General features: G+C 69.8%; 20 protein-coding genes. 14 read left to right on the top strand and 6 right to left on the bottom strand.

All coding sequences use genetic code 11. The annotated features are described in order from the left end of the window. The 5 genes from VNO22_16005 to VNO22_15985 all read left to right on the top strand — a co-directional run. Positions 1–111: formate--tetrahydrofolate ligase (locus VNO22_16005; protein HXG62874.1), on the top strand; the 111-nt coding region annotated here is incomplete at its 5' end. Then, positions 108–956 carry a bifunctional 5,10-methylenetetrahydrofolate dehydrogenase/5,10-methenyltetrahydrofolate cyclohydrolase gene (locus VNO22_16000; protein HXG62873.1) on the top strand — a complete coding sequence of 283 codons (849 nt, stop codon included), beginning with the start codon at positions 108–110 and terminating at the stop codon, positions 954–956. The genes VNO22_16005 and VNO22_16000, both read left to right, overlap by 4 nt. A gap of 33 nt (positions 957–989) precedes the next feature. Then, a complete protein-coding gene (locus VNO22_15995; protein HXG62872.1) occupies positions 990–1,547 on the top strand; it encodes a response regulator in 558 nt (185 codons plus the stop codon). After that, complete coding sequence (locus VNO22_15990; protein ID HXG62871.1) at positions 1,504–2,154, top strand: sensor histidine kinase; 651 nt, start codon at positions 1,504–1,506, stop codon at positions 2,152–2,154. Before VNO22_15995 ends, VNO22_15990 begins: the two co-directional genes overlap by 44 nt. Positions 2,155–2,258: 104 nt before the next feature. Continuing rightward, positions 2,259–3,557 carry a glutamine synthetase family protein gene (locus VNO22_15985; GenBank protein HXG62870.1) on the top strand — a complete coding sequence of 433 codons (1,299 nt, stop codon included), beginning with the start codon at positions 2,259–2,261 and terminating at the stop codon, positions 3,555–3,557. Between the two features lie 9 nt (positions 3,558–3,566). Here the strand turns inward: VNO22_15985 and VNO22_15980 are convergent, their stop codons facing one another. Both VNO22_15980 and VNO22_15975 read right to left on the bottom strand, forming a co-directional pair. Next, positions 3,567–4,493: an NAD-dependent epimerase/dehydratase family protein gene (locus VNO22_15980; protein HXG62869.1), complete on the bottom strand. Its 927-nt coding sequence runs from the start codon at positions 4,491–4,493 to the stop codon at positions 3,567–3,569. 50 nt (positions 4,494–4,543) lie between these two features. Then, on the bottom strand, positions 4,544–6,052 hold the full coding sequence (locus VNO22_15975) for a cellulose synthase family protein (GenBank protein HXG62868.1): 1,509 nt from the start codon (positions 6,050–6,052) through the stop codon (positions 4,544–4,546). A 405-nt stretch (positions 6,053–6,457) separates the two neighbouring features. On the opposite strand from VNO22_15975, the gene VNO22_15970 reads away from it, so the two are divergent. From VNO22_15970 to VNO22_15945, 6 genes are all read left to right on the top strand, one after another. Beyond that, positions 6,458–6,697, top strand: a complete 240-nt coding sequence (locus VNO22_15970; protein HXG62867.1) for a MoaD/ThiS family protein — start codon at positions 6,458–6,460, stop codon at positions 6,695–6,697. Then, the gene (locus VNO22_15965; GenBank protein HXG62866.1) at positions 6,697–7,122 is read left to right on the top strand and encodes a molybdenum cofactor biosynthesis protein MoaE; all 426 of its coding nucleotides are present in this window, start codon (positions 6,697–6,699) and stop codon (positions 7,120–7,122) included. The genes VNO22_15970 and VNO22_15965 overlap by 1 nt, the downstream gene beginning before the upstream one ends. Then, positions 7,119–7,538, top strand: coding sequence for a secondary thiamine-phosphate synthase enzyme YjbQ (locus VNO22_15960; protein HXG62865.1), 420 nt, complete (start codon positions 7,119–7,121; stop codon positions 7,536–7,538). The genes VNO22_15965 and VNO22_15960 overlap by 4 nt, the downstream gene beginning before the upstream one ends. Positions 7,539–7,542: 4 nt before the next feature. Next, positions 7,543–8,124: an NAD(P)H-dependent oxidoreductase gene (locus VNO22_15955; GenBank protein ID HXG62864.1), complete on the top strand. Its 582-nt coding sequence runs from the start codon at positions 7,543–7,545 to the stop codon at positions 8,122–8,124. A 67-nt stretch (positions 8,125–8,191) separates the two neighbouring features. Next, entirely contained in the window at positions 8,192–9,433 is a 1,242-nt protein-coding gene (locus tag VNO22_15950; GenBank protein HXG62863.1) for a hypothetical protein, read from the top strand. A 126-nt stretch (positions 9,434–9,559) separates the two neighbouring features. Beyond that, positions 9,560–11,377, top strand: coding sequence for a sigma-70 family RNA polymerase sigma factor (locus VNO22_15945; GenBank protein ID HXG62862.1), 1,818 nt, complete (start codon positions 9,560–9,562; stop codon positions 11,375–11,377). A gap of 6 nt (positions 11,378–11,383) precedes the next feature. On the opposite strand, the gene dut is transcribed toward VNO22_15945, so the two are convergent. Genes dut through murJ form a run of 4 tightly spaced genes read right to left on the bottom strand, consistent with a single transcriptional unit; the run spans position 11,384 to position 14,709 of the window. Further along, positions 11,384–11,833 (bottom strand): dUTP diphosphatase, encoded by a 450-nt coding sequence (gene dut, locus VNO22_15940; protein ID HXG62861.1) that lies wholly within the window; start codon positions 11,831–11,833, stop codon positions 11,384–11,386. A gap of 13 nt (positions 11,834–11,846) precedes the next feature. Next, positions 11,847–12,923 (bottom strand): hypothetical protein, encoded by a 1,077-nt coding sequence (locus VNO22_15935; GenBank protein HXG62860.1) that lies wholly within the window; start codon positions 12,921–12,923, stop codon positions 11,847–11,849. Then, the gene (locus VNO22_15930; protein ID HXG62859.1) at positions 12,911–13,198 is read right to left on the bottom strand and encodes a MazG nucleotide pyrophosphohydrolase domain-containing protein; all 288 of its coding nucleotides are present in this window, start codon (positions 13,196–13,198) and stop codon (positions 12,911–12,913) included. The genes VNO22_15935 and VNO22_15930 overlap by 13 nt, the downstream gene beginning before the upstream one ends. Continuing rightward, complete coding sequence (gene murJ / locus VNO22_15925) at positions 13,195–14,709, bottom strand: murein biosynthesis integral membrane protein MurJ (GenBank protein ID HXG62858.1); 1,515 nt, start codon at positions 14,707–14,709, stop codon at positions 13,195–13,197. Before murJ ends, VNO22_15930 begins: the two co-directional genes overlap by 4 nt. Before the next feature lie 130 nt (positions 14,710–14,839). Between murJ and VNO22_15920 the strand changes: the two genes are divergently transcribed. The 3 genes from VNO22_15920 to VNO22_15910 all read left to right on the top strand — a co-directional run. Further along, positions 14,840–15,598 carry a glycosyltransferase family 2 protein gene (locus tag VNO22_15920; GenBank protein HXG62857.1) on the top strand — a complete coding sequence of 253 codons (759 nt, stop codon included), beginning with the start codon at positions 14,840–14,842 and terminating at the stop codon, positions 15,596–15,598. A 52-nt stretch (positions 15,599–15,650) separates the two neighbouring features. Beyond that, positions 15,651–17,270 (top strand): PKD domain-containing protein, encoded by a 1,620-nt coding sequence (locus VNO22_15915; GenBank protein ID HXG62856.1) that lies wholly within the window; start codon positions 15,651–15,653, stop codon positions 17,268–17,270. After that, positions 17,267–18,000, top strand: a 734-nt coding sequence (locus VNO22_15910; GenBank protein HXG62855.1) for an aminotransferase class V-fold PLP-dependent enzyme, incomplete at its 3' end; no start/stop codon positions are given. The genes VNO22_15915 and VNO22_15910, both read left to right, overlap by 4 nt.

Raw genomic sequence — 18,000 nt, 5'->3', positions numbered from 1 at the left:
CTCACCGCCCTGCTCGGGAGCATCATGACGATGCCGGGGCTCCCGTCGTCCCCCGCGGCGGAGCGGATGGACATCGACGAGCGCGGCAACCTCGTGGGGGTGGGCGAGTGACGGCCCGCATCCTCAAGGCGGACGCGGCCGCGCGGGTCCGGGAGGAGGCCCTGGCCGCGCTTCGCGCGCTCCCGCGGCCGCCCCGCGTGACGGCCGTCCACGCGCCGGACGCGCCGGCGGCGCGCGCCTACCGGCGTTCCCAGGAGAGGGTCTGCGCGGAGGCGGGCGTGGCCTACGGCGTGCGGGAGGTCGGAGCGGGGATCTCGACCGCCGAGGTCGTCGCCCTGGTTCGGGAGCTGGGCGCCGACCCGTCCGTGGCGGCGATCACGGTGCACACGCCGCTTCCGGCGGGCGTGGACGTCCAGGCCGTGATGGCGGCCCTTCCGCCGGAGAAGGACGCGGAGGGGATTCATCCGGAAAACCTGGGCCGCCTGGCCTTCGGCGGGCACGCCCCGGCGCCGTGCGCGGCGAGCGCGGCGGTGGAGCTGGCGCGGGCGGCGCGCGTGTCCTTTCGCGGGCTGGAGGCGGTCGTCGTGGGACGGAGCGCGCTCGTGGGCAAGGCGATCGCGCTTCTTCTTCTTCAGTCCCGCGCGGACGCTCCCACCGTGACAATCTGCCACACGGCCACGGCGGATCTGGGCGCCCAGACGCGGCGGGCGGATCTTCTTTTCGCGGCGGCCGGCCGCGCGGGGCTCGTGCGTGGCGACATGATCAAGCCGGGGGCGGTCGTGGTGGACGTGGGGATCAACGAGGGGCCGGGAGGCCGGATCGTCGGCGACGTGGCCTTCGAGGAGGCGCTCGCGACCGCCGCCGCGGTCACCCCCGTGCCGGGAGGCGTGGGGCCGGTGTGCCACTGGGTGTTTCTCCGGAACGTGGCCGCCTGCGCGCGGAAGGGCGCGATTTGACCCGGCCCGCGGGGCGGGGCTAAGATAGGCCGGGTGAAGGTTCTCATCGCCGACGACGAGTCCATCATCCGGATGGATCTCCGGGAGACCCTCGAGGCCGCGGGGCACGAGGTCGTGGGGGAGGCCGCCGACGGGCGCCAGGCGGTGGCGCTCGCCGAGACGCTCCAGCCGGACGTGGTGCTCCTGGACGTCAAGATGCCCCGCCTGGGGGGGCTGGCGGCGGCGGCCCGGATCAAGTCGGCCCCGTGCGTGATCCTGACGGCCTACAAGGACGCCAAGACGATCGCCAAGGCGCGCGCGTCGGGGGCGTTCATGTTTCTGGTGAAGCCGTACCAGGAGGCGGAGCTCCTGGCGGCCCTGGAGCTGGCGGCGGCGCGCTTCGAGGAGCGCCGGACGCTGGAGGCGGAACTGGCGGACTCGCGGGGGAAGCTCGAAGCCCGCAAGATCATCGACCGCGCCAAGGGGCTCCTCATGGACCGCCACGGTCTCAAGGAGGGCGAGGCCTTCCGTCTGCTGCAGAAGCGCAGCATGGATACGCGGAGGACGCTTGTCGAAGTCGCCAAGGAAATCCTCGCGGGCCCGGCGTCCTAGGGCGCGCCGGCTGGACGGCGTCCGCGAGCTGCACCACCGCGTCAAGAACAACCTCCAGGTGATCGCCTCGATCCTGCGTCTGCAGATGCGGCGCGAGGATTCGGTTTCCGCCCAGACGGCGCTCGGGGGCGCGATCACGCGCATCCTGGGGATGGTGCAGGTGCACGACCTTCTGGCGCAGAAGGACGCGCGGCGCCTGGACCTGCGGGATCTCCTGGAGCGCCTGCTGGATCTCAACGTCCAGGCGTTCATGATGCCGGGCCAGACGATCCGGCCGCGGATCTCGGGCCCGAGCGTGGTCGTGGCGGCGGACAAGGCGGCGTCGCTGGCGCTGGCGGCCAACGAGCTCATCGTCAACGCCCTCAAGCACGCCTTCCGCGGGCGGCGGGAAGGGACGATCGAGGCGCGGCTGGAGGCGCGGGGACCGGAGGTGACGGTGAGCGTGGTGGACGACGGCGTGGGGCTCCCGCCCGGGTTCACGCTGGCCGGCGGCGCGAATCTCGGGTTGCAGCTCGTGCGCTCCGTGGTGCAGGACGACCTGCGCGGGACGTTCGAGGTCGCGCCCGCGCGGCGGGGGACGTGCGCGACGATCCGGTTCCGCCGCTGACCGGAGGAGCGGCTTGACTCGGCCGCGGGCGGGGACGTAGACTTGGGACGTCGAGGCAAAGGCGCCGCGCGGGCGGCGCCTTTTTGTTTTTAAATGAGGTGTCCATGCCCAAGGACGTCAATGCGGTCTTTTCCGAGATCAAGGCGCAGAACGTGGCCCTGGTCGAGGTCTGGTTCACGGACATCCTGGGGAACCTGAAGTCGATCACGATCCCCGTGGAGCGCCTCCCGCACGCCTTCGAGGAGGGCGTTCCCTTCGACGGCTCGGCGATCGAGGGCTTCACGCGCGTGGACGAAAGCGACATGGTGGCCTGGCCGGACGCGTCCACGTTCGCGGTGCTCCCCCAGGGCGTGGGCCGGATGATCGCCGACATCAAGACCGTGGACGGAGCGCCCTTCGAGGGGGACCCGCGGTTCGTCCTCAAGAAGACGCTGGAGCGGGCCGCCCGGCAGGGCTACGCCTACCTTGTGGCGCCGGAGCTGGAGTACTTCGTCTTCCGTTCGCCGCAGGCGCCGGAGCCCGTGGACCGGGGCGGCTACTTCGACGCGATTCCGCGCGAGGCGGCGCTGGCGCTTCGGCGGGACACCCTGCAGGCGTTTCAGCAGGTGGGCATCGAGGCCGACTTCGCCCACCACGAGGGGGCCGTGGGACAGCAGGAGATCGACCTGCGGGAGGCGGAGGCGCTGCGGCAGGCGGACCACGTGATCACCGCGCGGTATCTCGTCAAGTACGTGGCCCAGCGCCACGGGGTCTACGCCACGTTCATGCCCAAGCCGCTCAACGGCCAGAACGGCAGCGGCATGCACGTTCATCAGTCGCTCCAGAAAGGCGGCAAGAGCGCCTTTTACGAGATCCGGGACCGCCACGGCCTGTCGGACACGGCGCGGCGGTTCATCGCCGGGCTCATGACCCACGCGCCGGAGATCGCGCTCGTGACCAACCCCACGGTCAATTCCTACAAGCGTCTCGTGCCCGGCCACGAGGCGCCGGTCTACATCACCTGGGCCACGCGCAACCGCGCGGATCTCCTGAGGGTGCCCCTGGGGCGCAAGACCACGCGGGTCGAGTTCCGGGCGCCCGACCCGGCGGCGAACCCGTATCTGGCCTTCGCGGCGATGCTGGCGGCGGGACTGGAGGGGGTGGAGAAAGGATACGCCTGTCCCCCGCCCTCGGACGAGAACGTCTACGCGCTTTCCGCCGAGCGGCGCAAGGAACTGGGGATCCGGGAGCTTCCCGGAAGCCTGATCGAGGCGATTCACGCCGCGGAGGCGAGCGAGCTTCTCCGGCGGACCCTCGGCGACCACGTCTTTCAGAATCTGATCGAGTCCAAGAAGATCGAGTGGAACGACTTCCGGACCCACGTCACGCAGTTCGAGGTGGAGCGGTATCTGCCGACGCTGTGAGGGCGCCCGTCAGGCCCGTTCCCGGTACCAGCGCACGAATTCCCGCAGGCCTTCTTCGAGGGGCACGCGCGGGGCGTATCCCAGCCGCGCGCGGGCTTTCTCGATCGAGGCGAAGGTGCGCCGCGCGTCCCCGGGCTGCTCGGGGAGGCGCCTCAGGCGGGGGACGCGGCCGGTCAGCTCTCCGAGAAGCTCGACGAGACGGGCCAGCGACACCGTGCGGGACTCTCCGAGATTGTAGACCTCGAAAGGCTCGGGGCGGTCGAGCGCCGCGAGGATCCCCTGGAGGATGTCGGTGATGTACGTGTAGTCGCGCTCCGTGGACCCGTCGCCGTAGAAGGGGATTTCCTCCCCCCGGAGGAGGGCGGCGGTGAACTTGGGGATGGCCATGTCGGGCCGCTGGCGGGGGCCGTACACCGTGAAGAAGCGCAGGCAGGTGGCGCGGATCCCGTGGAGGCGCGCGTAGATCCGCACGTAATGTTCGCCGAGGAGCTTGGTGACTCCGTAGGGGGAGACGGGCTCGAGGGGTTCGAAGTCCTCGCGGAAGGGGACGGGCGCGTCGCCGTAGACGGAGGAGCTCGAGGCGAAGAGGAAGCGGCCGACGCCCGCGCGGCGGCAGGCTTCAAGGAGCGCGAGCGTGCCTCCGACGTTGACGGATTCGTAGAGCGCCGGGTTTTCGAGGGAAGGGCGCACGCCCGCCCGGGCCGCCAGATGCACGACCGCATCGGGGCGCTCGGCGGCGACGACGTCGGCGGCGTCGCGGATGTCCCGTTCGTAGAGCCGGAACCCGCCGCGCGCCGGAAGGTTCCGGCGCTTGACGGCGGGGTCGTAGTAGTCGTTGAAGTCGTCGAGGACCGCGACGTCGTCGCCGCGCGCCAGGAGCCGCTCGAGAAGGTGCGAGCCGATGAAGCCCGCGCCTCCGGTGAGGAGGATCTTCATGTCCCGGGGATTGTAGGTTCTCCGGCGGGGCGCGCCAAGGGCGGCGTCCGTCAGCGCGACATCAGGCGCCCCTGGAAGAGGGAGAGGAGCGCCACGTAGAGGAAGCCGACGAGGAAGAGCGCCTGGAAGGGGATCGCGCCGTACATCCCGTGCCGGAAGGAGTAGTAAATCACCCAGCCGAAGCCCGCCCCCAGGAGGAGTTCCAGGAACGGCAGGACTTTCTTCAGGGACACCTTGTATTTCTTGCCCACGAAGGTGTCCCCGCCGCGGCGGATGGCGTACTTGGGCGTCCGGACGAACTCGCCCCCGCGGGTCAGGAACCCCTCGATCACGGCCCGCGCGTTCGAGAGGCACATGCCGATGCCCACGCAGAGGAGCATCGGCGTGTAGAAGATCGTGCCGAGAACGCCCCGCCACCCGTAGAGCTCCGCCTGCGAGCAGAGGTAGAAGACGCAGACGGAGAAGGTCGCCAGAGCGAAGACCACGAGCTCCAGGACGACGCTCGTCTGCATCTCGAGCTTCGGGCGGAAGTAGGTCACGGGAAACATGATGAGCGCGAGGAAGAGGGTGAGGAGATAGGCGGTGTTCCCCGTCAGGTGGAGGATTCCTTCCGCCTTGACGTGCAGCGGGATGGGCGCGCGGACGACGTCCTTGAGGAGCTTCTTCGAGGTCTGGATGGAGCCCTTGACCCATCGGTGCTGCTGGCTCTTGAAGCCGTTCATCTCGACGGGGAGTTCCGCGGGAGTGACGACGTCGGGCACGAAGACGAACTTCCAGCCGCGGATCTGGGCGCGGAAGCTGAGGTCGAGGTCCTCGGTAAGGGTGTCGTGCTGCCAGCCCCCGGCGTCGTCGATGGCGGATTTTCTCCAGATGCCCGCCGTGCCCGAGAAGTTGAAGAAGCGGCCGGAACGGTTCCGCGCCGCGTGCTCCATCACGAAATGGCCGTCGAGGAAAATGGACTGGAGCCGCGTCAGAAGCGAGTAGTCCTTGTTGAGATGTCCCCAGCGCGCCTGGACGCAGCCGACCTTGGGGTCGGTGAAGTAGTGCACGGTGCGGTGGAGGAAGTCCGCGTTGGGGACGAAGTCCGCGTCGAAGATGGCGACGAATTCGCCCCGCGCGGTCTTAAGTCCGTGGTCGAGGGCGCCGGCCTTGTACCCCGTCCGGTCCGCCCGGTGGATGTAGTCGATGTCGACGCCCCGGGCGCGCCACTCCTCGACTTTGCGGCGCGCGACGTCGCGGGTCTCGTCGGTCGAGTCGTCCAGGACCTGGATCTGAAGGCGGTCGCGGGGATAGTCGATCGCGCAGGCGGCGTCGATGAGGCGCTCGGCGACGTAGAGTTCGTTGTAGATCGGCAGCTGAACGGTCACGGCGGGGAGGGAGTCGAACGTCTTCGTGATCCGGGGCGCGCGCCGCGCGTGGCGGTAGTAGAGATAGACCATGATGTAGCGGTGCAGTCCGTAGAGGCAGAGAAGCCCGAGCACCGCGAAGTAGACGTACATGATGACGAGACCCAAGGTGTGGCCCGAGCCCGCCACCGGAAGCGCCAGGAGCGACTTCACGCGAACACCCTTCCCTACCTTAAAGGTTCGAACCGGGGGAGTTCGAATCCCCCCTCCCTCCCGTTTCGGCGAGGCATGATTCTATGCTTCGGCGCGCCGCGGGGTCAAGGCCGCCGAGACCTCGGGGAGGCCGAATTGACTCCCTCCGGCGGATTGGGTTAGGATGACCCGGTGATCGAAAAGATCGTCCGTAAGCGCCGGCTGGGGGATCCGGAGGCGGTCCGGGAGGATCTGGCCTGCTGGTTGAGCGGCTTTCCGCAGGAGCGGATCGCGTCCGTGGAGCTTCTGCGAAGAGAACGGCATGGAAGCTCAGCCCGACTTCAGAGACATGCTCGCGTTGTTCAACGCCCACGGCGTTGAGTATGGGATCGTGGGCGCCTGCGCGCGGGCTCACCACGGATCGCCATGAAGCTCACGGTCCGGCTTTTCGGTCCGCTCGCGGAGCGGGCGGGCCTCTCGCAGCTGGAGGTTTCCGTAGACGGCTCGACGGTCGCCGACGTCGCCGCCGCGGTCGCGCGGAAGCTTCCCGGACTTCGGCTCGACCGGGCCGTCCGCTACGCCGTCAATACGGACTACGCCGAGCTCGATGCTCCGGTGCGCGAGGGGGACGTCGTCAGTCTCATCCCGCCGGTGGGAGGCGGTTGATGTTCAAGGTCACGACGGATCCTCTTTCCCTGGACGAGGCATGGGCCGCCGTGCGGCGGCCGGACTGCGGCGCGGTGGCCGTGTTTCTCGGGACGGTGCGCGATCATCACGAAGGGCGTCGCGTGGAGCGCCTGTCCTACACCGCGTTCTCCGAGATGGCCGAAAAGGAATTCGCCCGGATCGCCCGCGAGGCGCGCGGCCGGTGGCCCGTCGGCGAGATCCATGTGGTCCACCGCGTGGGGCGCCTGGAGGTGGGCGAGGCGAGCGTGATCGTGGCGGTTTCCGCCCCCCACCGGGCGGAGGCGTTCGAGGCCTGCCGGTTCGTCATCGAGGAGCTCAAGAAGACCGCCCCCATCTGGAAAGAGGAGTTCTACGCCGGCGGCGGCAAAGCCTGGGTGAGCGGAACGGGTCCGGAGGCCCGGTGAAATCCTATCGGGAGTATCTCTGGTTCGAGACGCGCGAGCGGGTCGAGTTCGTCAACATCACCCCGCAGGTCGAAGAGGCCGTGCGCAAGAGCGGCGTCCGGGAGGGGCTCGTCCTCGTCAACGCCATGCACATCACCGCCAGCGTCTTCATCAACGACGACGAGCGGGGGCTGCATGAGGACTTCCGGAAGTTCCTGGAGGGGCTTTGTCCGTACGCGCCCACGTCCCGCTGGCGCCACAACGACACGGGGGAGGACAACGCGGACGCGCATCTCAAGAGGCAGCTCTTCGGACGGGAGGTCGTCGTGGCGATCACGGAGGGCCGGCTGGATTTCGGTCCCTGGGAGCAGATTTTCTACGGCGAGTTCGACGGACGCCGACGCAAGCGCGTCCTCGTCAAGGTGATCGGGGAGTGATCGCGTGGCCGCGCCGAAAATTCTCGCGTTCGCCGGAAGCACGCGCGCCGGGTCGTTCAACCGGATGCTCCTCCGGCCGGCCGTTGAGGCGGCACGGCGGGCCGGCGGGGAAGTCACGGAGATCGACCTGCGGGACTTTCCGCTTCCGCTCTACGACGGGGACCTCGAGGCGCGGGAAGGATTGCCCGAGAACGCGCACCGGCTGCGGGCGATGTTCCGGGCGCATCGGGGGCTTCTGATCGCCTCGCCGGAGTACAACAGCTCCGTTTCCGGCGTTCTCAAGAACGCGATCGACTGGGTGTCCCGGCCGCAGCCGGGGGAGCCGCCGCTGGCGTGTTTCCAGGGGAAAGTCGCCGCGCTTCTGTCGGCCTCGACCGGAGCGCTGGGCGGCGTCCGGGGCCTGGCGGCCCTGCGTTCGATTCTGGGAAACATCAAGGTGCTCGTTCTGCCCGACCAGGTGACGGTGCCGCAGGCGGCGGAAGCGTTCACGCCCGAAGGCGCCCTCCGCGATCCCAAGCGCCGGGAAGCGGTCGAGCGCCTGGCGGCGGAACTGGTTGGGATCGTCGCCCGCCTGAGCCCTCCGTGAGGCCGCCGGGAACCGGGCCCCCTCCGGGCTCGTCTAATCCCCGGCGACGAGTCGGAGGGAATGAACCATGAAGGGCGTGCTCCTCGTGGGACTTCTGGCGCTCGGCATTCTGGCGGCGGCGTTCCTTCGGCGTCCCCCGGGGTCCCCTGCCCAGGCCGTGGGCGCCCCCCAACGGCCCGGCGCTCCTGTCCCCGCGGATCCGCTCGAAGATCCCCCGACGTTGCGTTGTATGACCTATGACGATTGGTGCGCGTTGGCCGCGCTCGTCCCGGACCCCGGGACTCCTGCGTATCCGCTCGAACATCCCCCGCCGTCCTGGACCGCCGCGATGAGGTCTTGTTGGGAACGGCTGACGTCGCGGGAGGCCTTCGCCAAGATTCTCGCGGTGTGCAGGCGGTTCCGGGATTCCGATCTATTGAGCTTTCTGACGGCCCTTTCGGGAGAGCTGGGGATCGTCATCCGCGGGGAGCCGGGGGTGGCGGGAGGGCGCGTGCAGTTCCGCATCGGCAGCCGCATGGGCTTCGAGCCGGGGGATCGTCTCCTGGAAAGGATGCTGGCGGACAACGGACTGTCTTTCCGCTTGGAGCCGGACGGCGCGCTCAGCGTGGGGCCGAAAGGGAAAAGGGAGGATCCCGAGCTGCAACGGGCGCGGAAGATTCGGGATCGTCTGGAAGAACTGGAGGAAGTCGGCAGGCGGCTCCGCGAAGGCTGGAGCGGATCGGATCCGGCCGTGCCGGTGGAATTGGAACTTTCCTCCCGTCGCCTCGTGTTTCCTGCGGACCCGCGGAACCTTTTCGAGGCCGTCGTGCAGCTTCGTCGGATGCTTCAAGCCTCGGGCTCAAAACTCTACGTGGAAATCGACGAGTTCCGCCTCAAGGAGCAGGGGCTGACCTGGGACGCGCCGTTGAAAGGCGCCCTTTCGGCACGCGAAGGGACGCTGGAGGATTATGTTTCATGGCTGGCGACGGCCGCCGGCGTGAGCTGGGCGGTGGATGGCGATCGTCGGATCGTGTTCGGGCCTGCGTCCTGGACGGAAGCGCTGCGGAATCAGAGGGGGCGAACCCGCGCGTCGTACGTCGGGCGGCTGGCCGCGCTGGACGGGAACGTGCCGGAAGAGAGACCCTGGACGGTGTCGGAGTTGGCGGAACAGTTGGCGGCGCGTCTGGGCTTCGAGGTCGTGCCGTCCCGGAACGCCTGGGCGAGCGGTGCGCGGTCCGGCGGGCGGACGTACCGCGAACGGCTGGACGCCCTGGCGGTCGATGGGGTCCGGTGGGCTTTATGGAACCATCGCATTTACCTTCTGAAATAGCCGGTCCTGTGCGCCCGTGGGGCCGAATCCTCCCGCGCCGCGGCCCGATCCGGAAGCGGTCGATCGCCCCTCGGCGTGTCGTTTGCGGTTGAAAAGAGCGCTCTCGGAGACGTCTCTCAGGAAGGGATGGAAAGACAGACCGAAACGGGTTGGAAGCCCGACCGGACGGAGAAGCGTGCCCTCTTAGGGCGGTTGGCGGACTGCCAGGATGCGGTTTATTCCATTTGCTACCGCGTGCTGGGGCATCCCCAGGATGCGGAGGATGCGGCGCAGGAGGCGTTCGTGAAGGCCCTGCGGCATCTGGAAGCGGTGCGGGACGCGGATCGACTGAGGGGATGGCTGTACCGGGTGGCCTTTCGGGCGGCCCTGGACGCGCGCCGCCGGCGACGGCGTGCGGGAGAGCGGGAGGCCGCGGCGGCCAGGGGCGTTGCCGTTGCGCCGGCACGGGCGGAGACGCACTGGGGAGAAGCCTTGCAGGAAGGGTTGGGAGAGCTGGACGACCTGAGCCGGGTCTTCGTGGTGGAGTACTACTACGGGGGGCGGACGCTCCGAGAGATCGCGGAGGAACGGGGGATGAGCGAGCAGGCGGTGTGGAAACGGATTGAACGGGCCAAAGAGCAGCTGCGGAACAGGATGGGGTGGGCGGTCGCGGCGGGCCTGGAGCAGAGCGTGAAGGTCGCGGCTCCGGCCACGCTTCTGGAGAAGGTGGCGCGCGAAGCCGGGAGGACGGGCATGATATCGAGTGCGGTAAAGATGATCGTCGTTCTGGCGGTTCTGACCGGAGGCGCAAGCGTCGTCCGGTGGAGAGGGACCCCGTCGGTCGAAGGGCGGAAGCCGGAGCGGGAGGAGCCGCAAGCCGTCCGGGCCGGAAGGCCGGAGACAGGTCCGGAGGCCGCGCCGGCGGTGCAGGAACGTGTTGCGTCGGAGCCGAGGCCGCAGGCTCCCCGGAAACCGTATCCGCTGGAGATCCCTCCGGCGGATTGGACGGAGGCGATGAAGCGCACGTGGCAGCGACTCCATCAGGAGCGCGTTACGCTGCAGGTTGAGTCCGCTCCCGTGATCAAGACGCTTTCGGGCGTCGCGGAGCGGATGAACATCCCGTTCCGCACGGATCCATCCGTGGCGGACTGGGTCTTCAATATCCACGTCAAAGACATGCCGGCGGCGAGTCTCTTTTCGTTGTTCCTTTCCCCGATGAAGAAAGGTTACGACATCCTGCCGGACGGGTCTCTTTTCGTCGGCCGGGAGGACCAGGTGGGTGAAGGGATGCGCAAGCTTCGCTCCGTCCAAAGAGCCCTGGACGAACTGGACAAGATTCGGCGGCGGCTGTCGGAAGGATGGGACGGAAGGAGTGTTTGGAGTCCGTTGGAGGCAAAGGCGCGATCGACGAACGTCACGATGGTTCTCCGCGAAGGCGGATGGTACGAGCTTCTGAAGGCCCTGATGCAACAGTCCGGTTTCTCCGACCGGAACGTCCTCGAAGTGGATTTCGACGCCATTCTCGGGACGCACAGGCCGCCCTCCGGGATACAGGCGCCATCGTCGCCGAAAGTGACGGCGCTGGCCTCGGGCACCTTGGAGCAGCATCTGAACTCGATTTGCACCCAGGCCGGTCTCGGATATTTCTTCGACGAAGACCGGGTTCATGTCACGGCCGCCGACCGGGCCGTACGGGAACGTCAGGTGCAGGAGGCGCGCCGCGCGCAACACAACGCCCGTCTCTCCAGTCTCGAACGGGCCTTGGACGGTCGGTCGGACCTCCGGGTTCGGGACTTCGTGGAGGCGATCGAAGGGGCGCTTCGCCTGACCGTCCTTCCCTCTCGGGCGGCGTGGGAGTGCGAGGCACCCGTCCGGGGCAGGACGTTTCGAGAGGGTCTGGACGGACTGTCGGCGGCCGGGATACGGTGGGCTCTCCGCGAGGACCGGATTTATCTCGTGAAATAGCCGGTCCTACCCGCCCGTGTGGCCGAATCCTCCCGCGCCGCGGCCGGTCGGGGGAAGCTCCGCCACCTCGCGCCAGACGACCCGCGGCACGGGGACCACGACCATCTGCGCGATCCGGAGGCCCCGCGTCACCCGGAAGGGCTCCGGGCCGTGATTGATGAGCAGGACCTGCACTTCGCCGCGGTAGTCCGAATCGATCGTCCCGGGCGCGTTGGCCACGGTCACCGCGTGCCGGGCCGCCCAGCCCGACCGCGGCCGGATCTGCGCCTCGTAGCCGGGCGGAACCGCCACGGCGAAACCGCAGGGGACGCGCGCGACCGCGCCGGGCTCGACGACGAGATCGCGGGACACCGCCGCGTGAAGATCCATCGCCGCGGCGCCTTCGGACTGGTACGACGGCAGGGGCAGATCCTCCGCCCCCGGCAGCTTTCGAATGCTTACGGTGAGTTCCGCCATCGCGCGGTCCTCCTCAATAGGCGGGCGGCCGGACGAGGCGCCGGTGGAACCGGCCTTCGATTTCCAGGACCGGCGCGCCCAGCTCCGCCGCCCGCCGCCCCACGGCTCCGCGGACGTCCAGGGGATGAACGCTCAGGATCTCGTATTCTCCGCTGAACCAGCCGGCCTGCTCGTCGTAGAGGCGCCGCACCGCCAGGCGCACCCTCGGGAGCGCTTCCACGAGCTTCTCCGGAAACCGGTGGCGGAGGACCGGTTCCTCGAACCCGGGCGGAATCTCTTCGGCCGCCAGAAGCGCCCCGAAGAACTCGCCGTCCGTGTGAAGATCGGCCGCCACCAGGGCGTCCGGTCGGGAAACCTCCACCAGGGCTCCCCGCCGCACGGCGGCTCCTTCTCCGTACGCGTGGCCGAGAAACGCGAGATCCTCGACGTCCGTGAGAACGAACGTCCGCCCCCCACCGGCCAGCTCCGCGAAAAGCCGCGCGAGGGGGGCATTAAGGAGCGGCCCGTCGAGAAAATAGCTCACGCCCCAGCGGCGAACGTCCCGCGGAAGGCGCCGCCGCAGGTCATGCCTCCAATGCCAGGCGGGCAGGTCGCGTTCGAATCCCTCGCGGCAGGTGAAAACGCCGCCGTGCCAGGAACGCTCCAGGGGCCGCGAAGCCAGCGCCCCCAGCGTCCGCGCATCCTCCGCCAGACGGGTTTCGAGCGTCACCCCGGCGGCGTAGCATTCCAGGAACATCTTTCCCGCCGACTCCCAGCGGCCGAGAAGCGGCGCGAATTCGGCGAATTCGTCCGGCACGGGCGATCCCCGGCGAAGCTCCCGGTCGTGGATCGTATCCGACCAGGCCGCCAGCCGCACCGTGAATCCGCCGCCGAAAAGAGGATTCGTGGAGGCTTCGACCTTGAGGACGCGGTGGCCGAGGCGGTAGCCGCCGCCGGGAAGAGGGGAAGCTCCGGAGGCGACCAGATCCTCGGCGACGGCGCGCAGGTAGGCGTCCCGGCGGCGCTCCTTGACCCGGAGGCGGAGCGCCACGAGCGCGATCGCCAGAGCCGGAAGGCCCAGCAGAACGAGCGCCGCGATCAGGGCGGACATGCGCACGGGATCGACCGGCAGCGGGGGCATCCGCGGCCGTACTTGGCCAGCGCCGCTTCCTCCACGTCCACGCCGGCGATGGAGCTGATGGTGACCAGCCACGCCAGGACGTCGGCGACTTCGGCGGCGATTTCGGCCCGGTCGCGCTTGCGGACCGCTTCGGCGAGCTCCCCCACCTCCTCGGTGAACCAGAGGTAGTTCCGGTCGAGCCCCCGCCGGACGTCGCGCCTGTGATACGTGCGGCGGATGAGATCCTGGAACTCGGCGATCGTCACCGTTCCGCGGGAGCGCCGGGCTTTCGGAGAAGCCATTGTATCTCTTCCATTCCGAAAAGGCGGGCCAGGAGGAAGTAGGCGGCCGCGCCGGCGGCCACCGGGACGAGCGCCGCCGCCGCCCGGGCGGCGATTGTAGCGCCCGGCGGAGCTTCGAGCAACCGCGCCAGGCCCCAGGCGAGGGCGCCCATCGCCGCCGAGGCGGCCGCGCTCCCCGCGAGCGACCGGGCCACGGGCCGCAGGGGGATCCCGCCGTGGCGCCGCCGGAAGATCGTCTGGAGGGTCACGAACGTCGCCAGACCCGTCGCGGAGTTCGCCAGCGCGATTCCCCGTTCGCCGAGCGGACCGAGGAGCGCCACCGACAGGGCGAAGTTGAGGAAGACCATCGCCGCGCTCACGCGCGCGGGCGTGCGCGCGTCTTTGCGCCCGTAGAACGCGCGCGCCTGGATCTGATTGGCGCAGTAGCACCAAAGGCCCGCGGAGTAGAGAACGACCACCCCGGCGGTGCGTCCGGTGTCCGCCGCCGTGAAGCGGCCGTGCTCGAAAAGAAGCGCGACGATCGGGCGCGCCAGGACCATGAGCCCCACCGTGGCCGGCAGAGACACGAAAAGCGTCAGACGCAGCGACTTTCCGAACACGTCCCGGAAGTCCTCCTTGGGCGAAGTGAGCAGCGGAAAAACCGCGGTCGCGACGGCCGTGCCGATGAGGGCGAGCGGGAGCTGGGTGAGCTGGTTGCCGTAGTAGAGCGCGGAAACCGCTCCGTCCCCCGGGATGAACTCCTTGGCCAGGATGCTCCCGACCACCTCATTGATCTGGACGAGCGCCAGGCCGAAGACCACGGGGACGAACCGCCGGCCCACCTCGACGAGGGCGGGATTTCGGAGATCGAGCGACGGCCGGGGATCCATGCCGCGGGCCCGGAGCGGCGGCCAGAGAATCGCCAGCTCCAGCGCGCCCCCCACGAGCACCGCCCACGCCACGGCCTCGATGTTGCGCGGGAAGAGAAAGAGCGCGGCGATCCAGACGACGTTGAGCAGCACCGGCGCAAAAGCGGGGGTGAAGTAATGCCGGGTTCCGTTGAGCGCCGCTCCGAGCACGGCCGCCAGGCAGATAAGGGGGAGATACGGCAGCATGATCCGGAGCAGCCGCGCGAAAAGAAGGTTCTCGGGATCCTTGGGCAGGAGAAAGGTGACCCCGATTCCCCCCAGGACGAGGAGGCCGAGAAACAGTCCCAGGGCCGTCGCCAGCGCGTTGAGAAGCGCATGCGCCTCGGCGCGCCGGCCCGCGTCATGCCGCTCGACAAAGGCCGGCAGGAAAGCCGCCGTGAGCGCGCCCTCTCCGAAGAGCCGCCGGAAGAGGTTCGGGATCCGGAACGCGACAGCGAACGCGTCCCACGGGGCGGACGCTCCGAAGAAGTGCGAGCAGAGGACGTCCCGCGCCAGGCCCAGGACGCGCGACGCGAGCGTGCAGGCGCTGACGATCCCGGCCGACCGGACGAAGGAGGCTCTGGCCATGACGAAGACGTCCGAGTGTCCTTCGGCGCGGGAGCGCTGTCAAGCATGGGGATCCGGACGTTGCCCCTGGGTCGCCGGCCGGATAGAATTCCGCGTTGAACCCGGGCCCGTTCCAGATGGGGATTTCTCGATGACCGCGGAGGACCGCCCTCTAAGCGTCGTCATCCCCTGCTACAACGAGCAGGCCACGATCCGGGAAATCCTCGCGCGGGTGGCCGCCGTCCCCGTCGTCCGGGAGATCGTCGTCGTGGACGACCGTTCCACGGACGGAACGCGCGACCTTCTTCGGGAGATCCGGGCCTCCTGGCCGGCGGATCGGCCTCCGCTCCGGGTGATCGAGCAGCCCCTCAACCGCGGCAAGGGAGCCGCGCTCCGCGCGGGGTTCCAGCACGTCCTGGGGAAACTCACCATCGTCCAGGACGCCGATCTCGAATACGATCCGGGGGAATACCCCAGGCTCATCCGGCCGATCCTCGAGGGAGACGCCGACGTCGTCTACGGTTCGCGCTTCGCGCAGTTCCCGCGCCGGTTCCCTCATTCCTGGCACTCCTTCGGAAACCGCGTGCTGACGACGCTGTCCAACATGGCCACGAACCTGAACCTCACGGACATGGAGACCTGTTACAAGGTTTTCAAGACGGAGATTCTCCGATCGATTCCCCTGCGCTCGGATCGGTTCGGGTTCGAGCCCGAAATCACCGCCAAGATCGCCAAACTCGGCTGCCGGGTCCGTGAGATTCCGATCTCCTATCGGGGGCGCGGCTACGGGGAAGGCAAGAAGATCGGCTGGAAGGACGGCCTGCAGGCGCTCTGGATCATCTTCAAGTACTGGCTCGTGGACGATGCAGGGCCGCCCGGCCGGCGGCGTGGGACGGACCCCGGCGCATGAGAACGGGAAGCGCCTTTGCTTTCCGAACCGGGGACCTTTAGAATCCAGGACGATGTCCGATGAATTCCGGCGTGCGTTCGAGCGGTACCGGCGGCGCGACCGGCGCGTCCGCGCGGTGGACCGGTTCCTCGAGGGCGCCTTCGCGCTCACCCTGACGGCCGCGGCTCTTCTTCTCACGGACCGCCTCGCGTTCGAAGCGGGGCTGGCGGAGCCCCTCCTGAGCGGCCGCCCGGCGGCGGTCCCCGTCGTCTTCGCTTTCGCCCTGGCCGCCGCGGCGCTCTACGCCGCAGGGGTCGCGCTCGCGCGGCCCACGCCCGCGGCGCTGCTGGCCTGGCGCGTGGATCGCGCGGCGGGCGGCGAGGAACGCTTTCTTTCGGCCCTGGAGCTCGCCGGAAACGGGCCGTTCGGGGAGGCGCTCCGGCGCGACGCCCTCGAGGTCGCCCGGCGCGCGCGGCCCGAGGACGTCTGCCCCCGCGCGCCCGTGGGGTACCGGTGGGGGATTCTCCTGGCGCTGGCGGCCGGAGGCGCCCTCTGGGCCTTCCCGGCGCGGCTCTTCCCCGCCCCCGTCGCCGCGTTCGAGGCGGACCCCGCGCGAGGGCCCGCGCCCCTGGCGGTGGCCTTCCGCGACGCCTCGATCGGCGCGATCCAGGAGTTCGCCTGGGATTTCGGAGACGGCGCCTCGGACTCCGGCGAGGAAGTCGCGCATCTCTACGCGCGGCCCGGACGCTACACGGTCCGGCTCCGGCTGCGCGGCCCGGGCGGGGTCTCGGAGGCCTCCCGCGACATCGAGGTCCTGCCCCCGGACCGCGCGGCGGCGGACTTCCGCGCCCGGCCGGCCAAAGGGCGCGCCCCGCTCGAAGTCCGGTTCGAGAATCTCTCCCGCAACGCGCTGCGCTTCGCCTGGGACTTCGGCGACGGAACGACCTCGACCGAGCGGGAGCCGTCGCACGTCTATCGCGAGCCGGGGGACTACACGGTGCGGCTGCGGGTCGCCAACGACCTCGGAGAGGACGCCTGCGCGCGCCCCGTGCGCGTCCTTCATCCGGACGCGCCCCTGGCGGATTTCCGGGCGCTCCCCCGGGAGGGCGAGGCGCCCCTCGAGGTTCTCTTCGAGGATCTTTCGACGGGCGCGCTTTCGGCGTGGGAGTGGGATTTCGGGGACCCGACGGCGGGCGAGGCTCGCCGCAGCGGTGAGCGCAATCCCACGTTCGTCTACCGCCACCCGGGACGTTACGCGGTACGGCTGCGCGTGCGGGGTCCTCACGGCGAAGATGAGGAGGAGAAGCTTCGCTACATCCACGTGCGGGAGCCCGGCGCGGGTTCCGGGGAGGCCGGGGACGGGGCGGGCGGCCCCCAGGCGCGCCGGACGCCGCCGGAAGGCCGTCGCCCCCTGGAAGGCGGCCGCGAGGGCCGTCCCCCCGAGGGGCGCCCCCGGGTGACGCTCGATCCGCAGCACGTGCGGCCCTACACGTCGGGAGAGGATCTGGTGGAGAAGGACCTGCGCGTTCTGGCGCAGCCGCCTGAGGGGGAGGGGCGTCCCCAGGAAGGGCCGCTCGAGAAGTTCCTCCCCCATTACAAGCGGGCCGCGGAGGATTCCATCCAGCGCGAGCGCATCCCCCCTCCGCTGCGGGATTACATCCGCCGCTACTACGAAAGCCTCGCCCCGAAATGATCTACCTGGACCACGCCGCCTCGTCGCCGATGCTGCCCGAGGTGCGCGCCTTCTTCGAGCGGGCGCTCGAGGAGGCGGCGGGCAACCCCTCCAGCCCGCATGCGGCCGGCCGGCGGGCGCGGCGGATCCTGGAGGACGCGCGGGAGCGCGCGGCGGCGGCGCTGGGGGCGGATCCGCGGGAAATCGTCTTCGCCTCGGGGGCCACGGAGGCCAACCACCTCGCCGTGATCGGCGCCGCGGAGGCGCGGCGCGACCGGGGGGACCACGTCGTCCTCGGCGCGCTGGAGCACGCGAGCGTGGTCGAGGCGGCGGCGCGCCTGGCGGCGCGCGGCTTCCGCGTGAGCCGGGTTCCCGCGGGGCGGGACGGGCTTCTCGATCCGGCGGAGGTGGCGCGGGCGGTGACGCCGCGGACGGTTCTCGTCTCGGTCGCGTGGGTGGACGCGGAGGTGGGGGCGGTTCAGGCGATCGGCGAGATCCGCCGGGCGCTTCCCGAGGGGGTGCTTCTCCACTCGGACGCGGCGCAGGCGGCGGGGAAAGTGCCGGTGGACGTGCGGCAGGCGGATCTGGTGACCTTTTCGGCGCACAAGATGCACGGTCCCAAGGGGGCGGGGGCGCTCTGGGTCCGGAAGGGCGTGACGCTCGTGCCGCTCCTGGGCGGCGGGGGACAGGAGCTGGAGCGCCGGGCGGGAACGGAGAACGTGGCGGGGGCGGCGGGACTGGCGGAGGCGCT

This window comes from Planctomycetota bacterium (assembly GCA_035574235.1).
Classification (GTDB): Bacteria; Planctomycetota; MHYJ01; order MHYJ01; family JACPRB01; genus DATLZA01.
The sequence above is the reverse complement of the archived record's forward strand: the minus strand, read 5'-3'. Positions and strand labels throughout refer to the sequence as shown.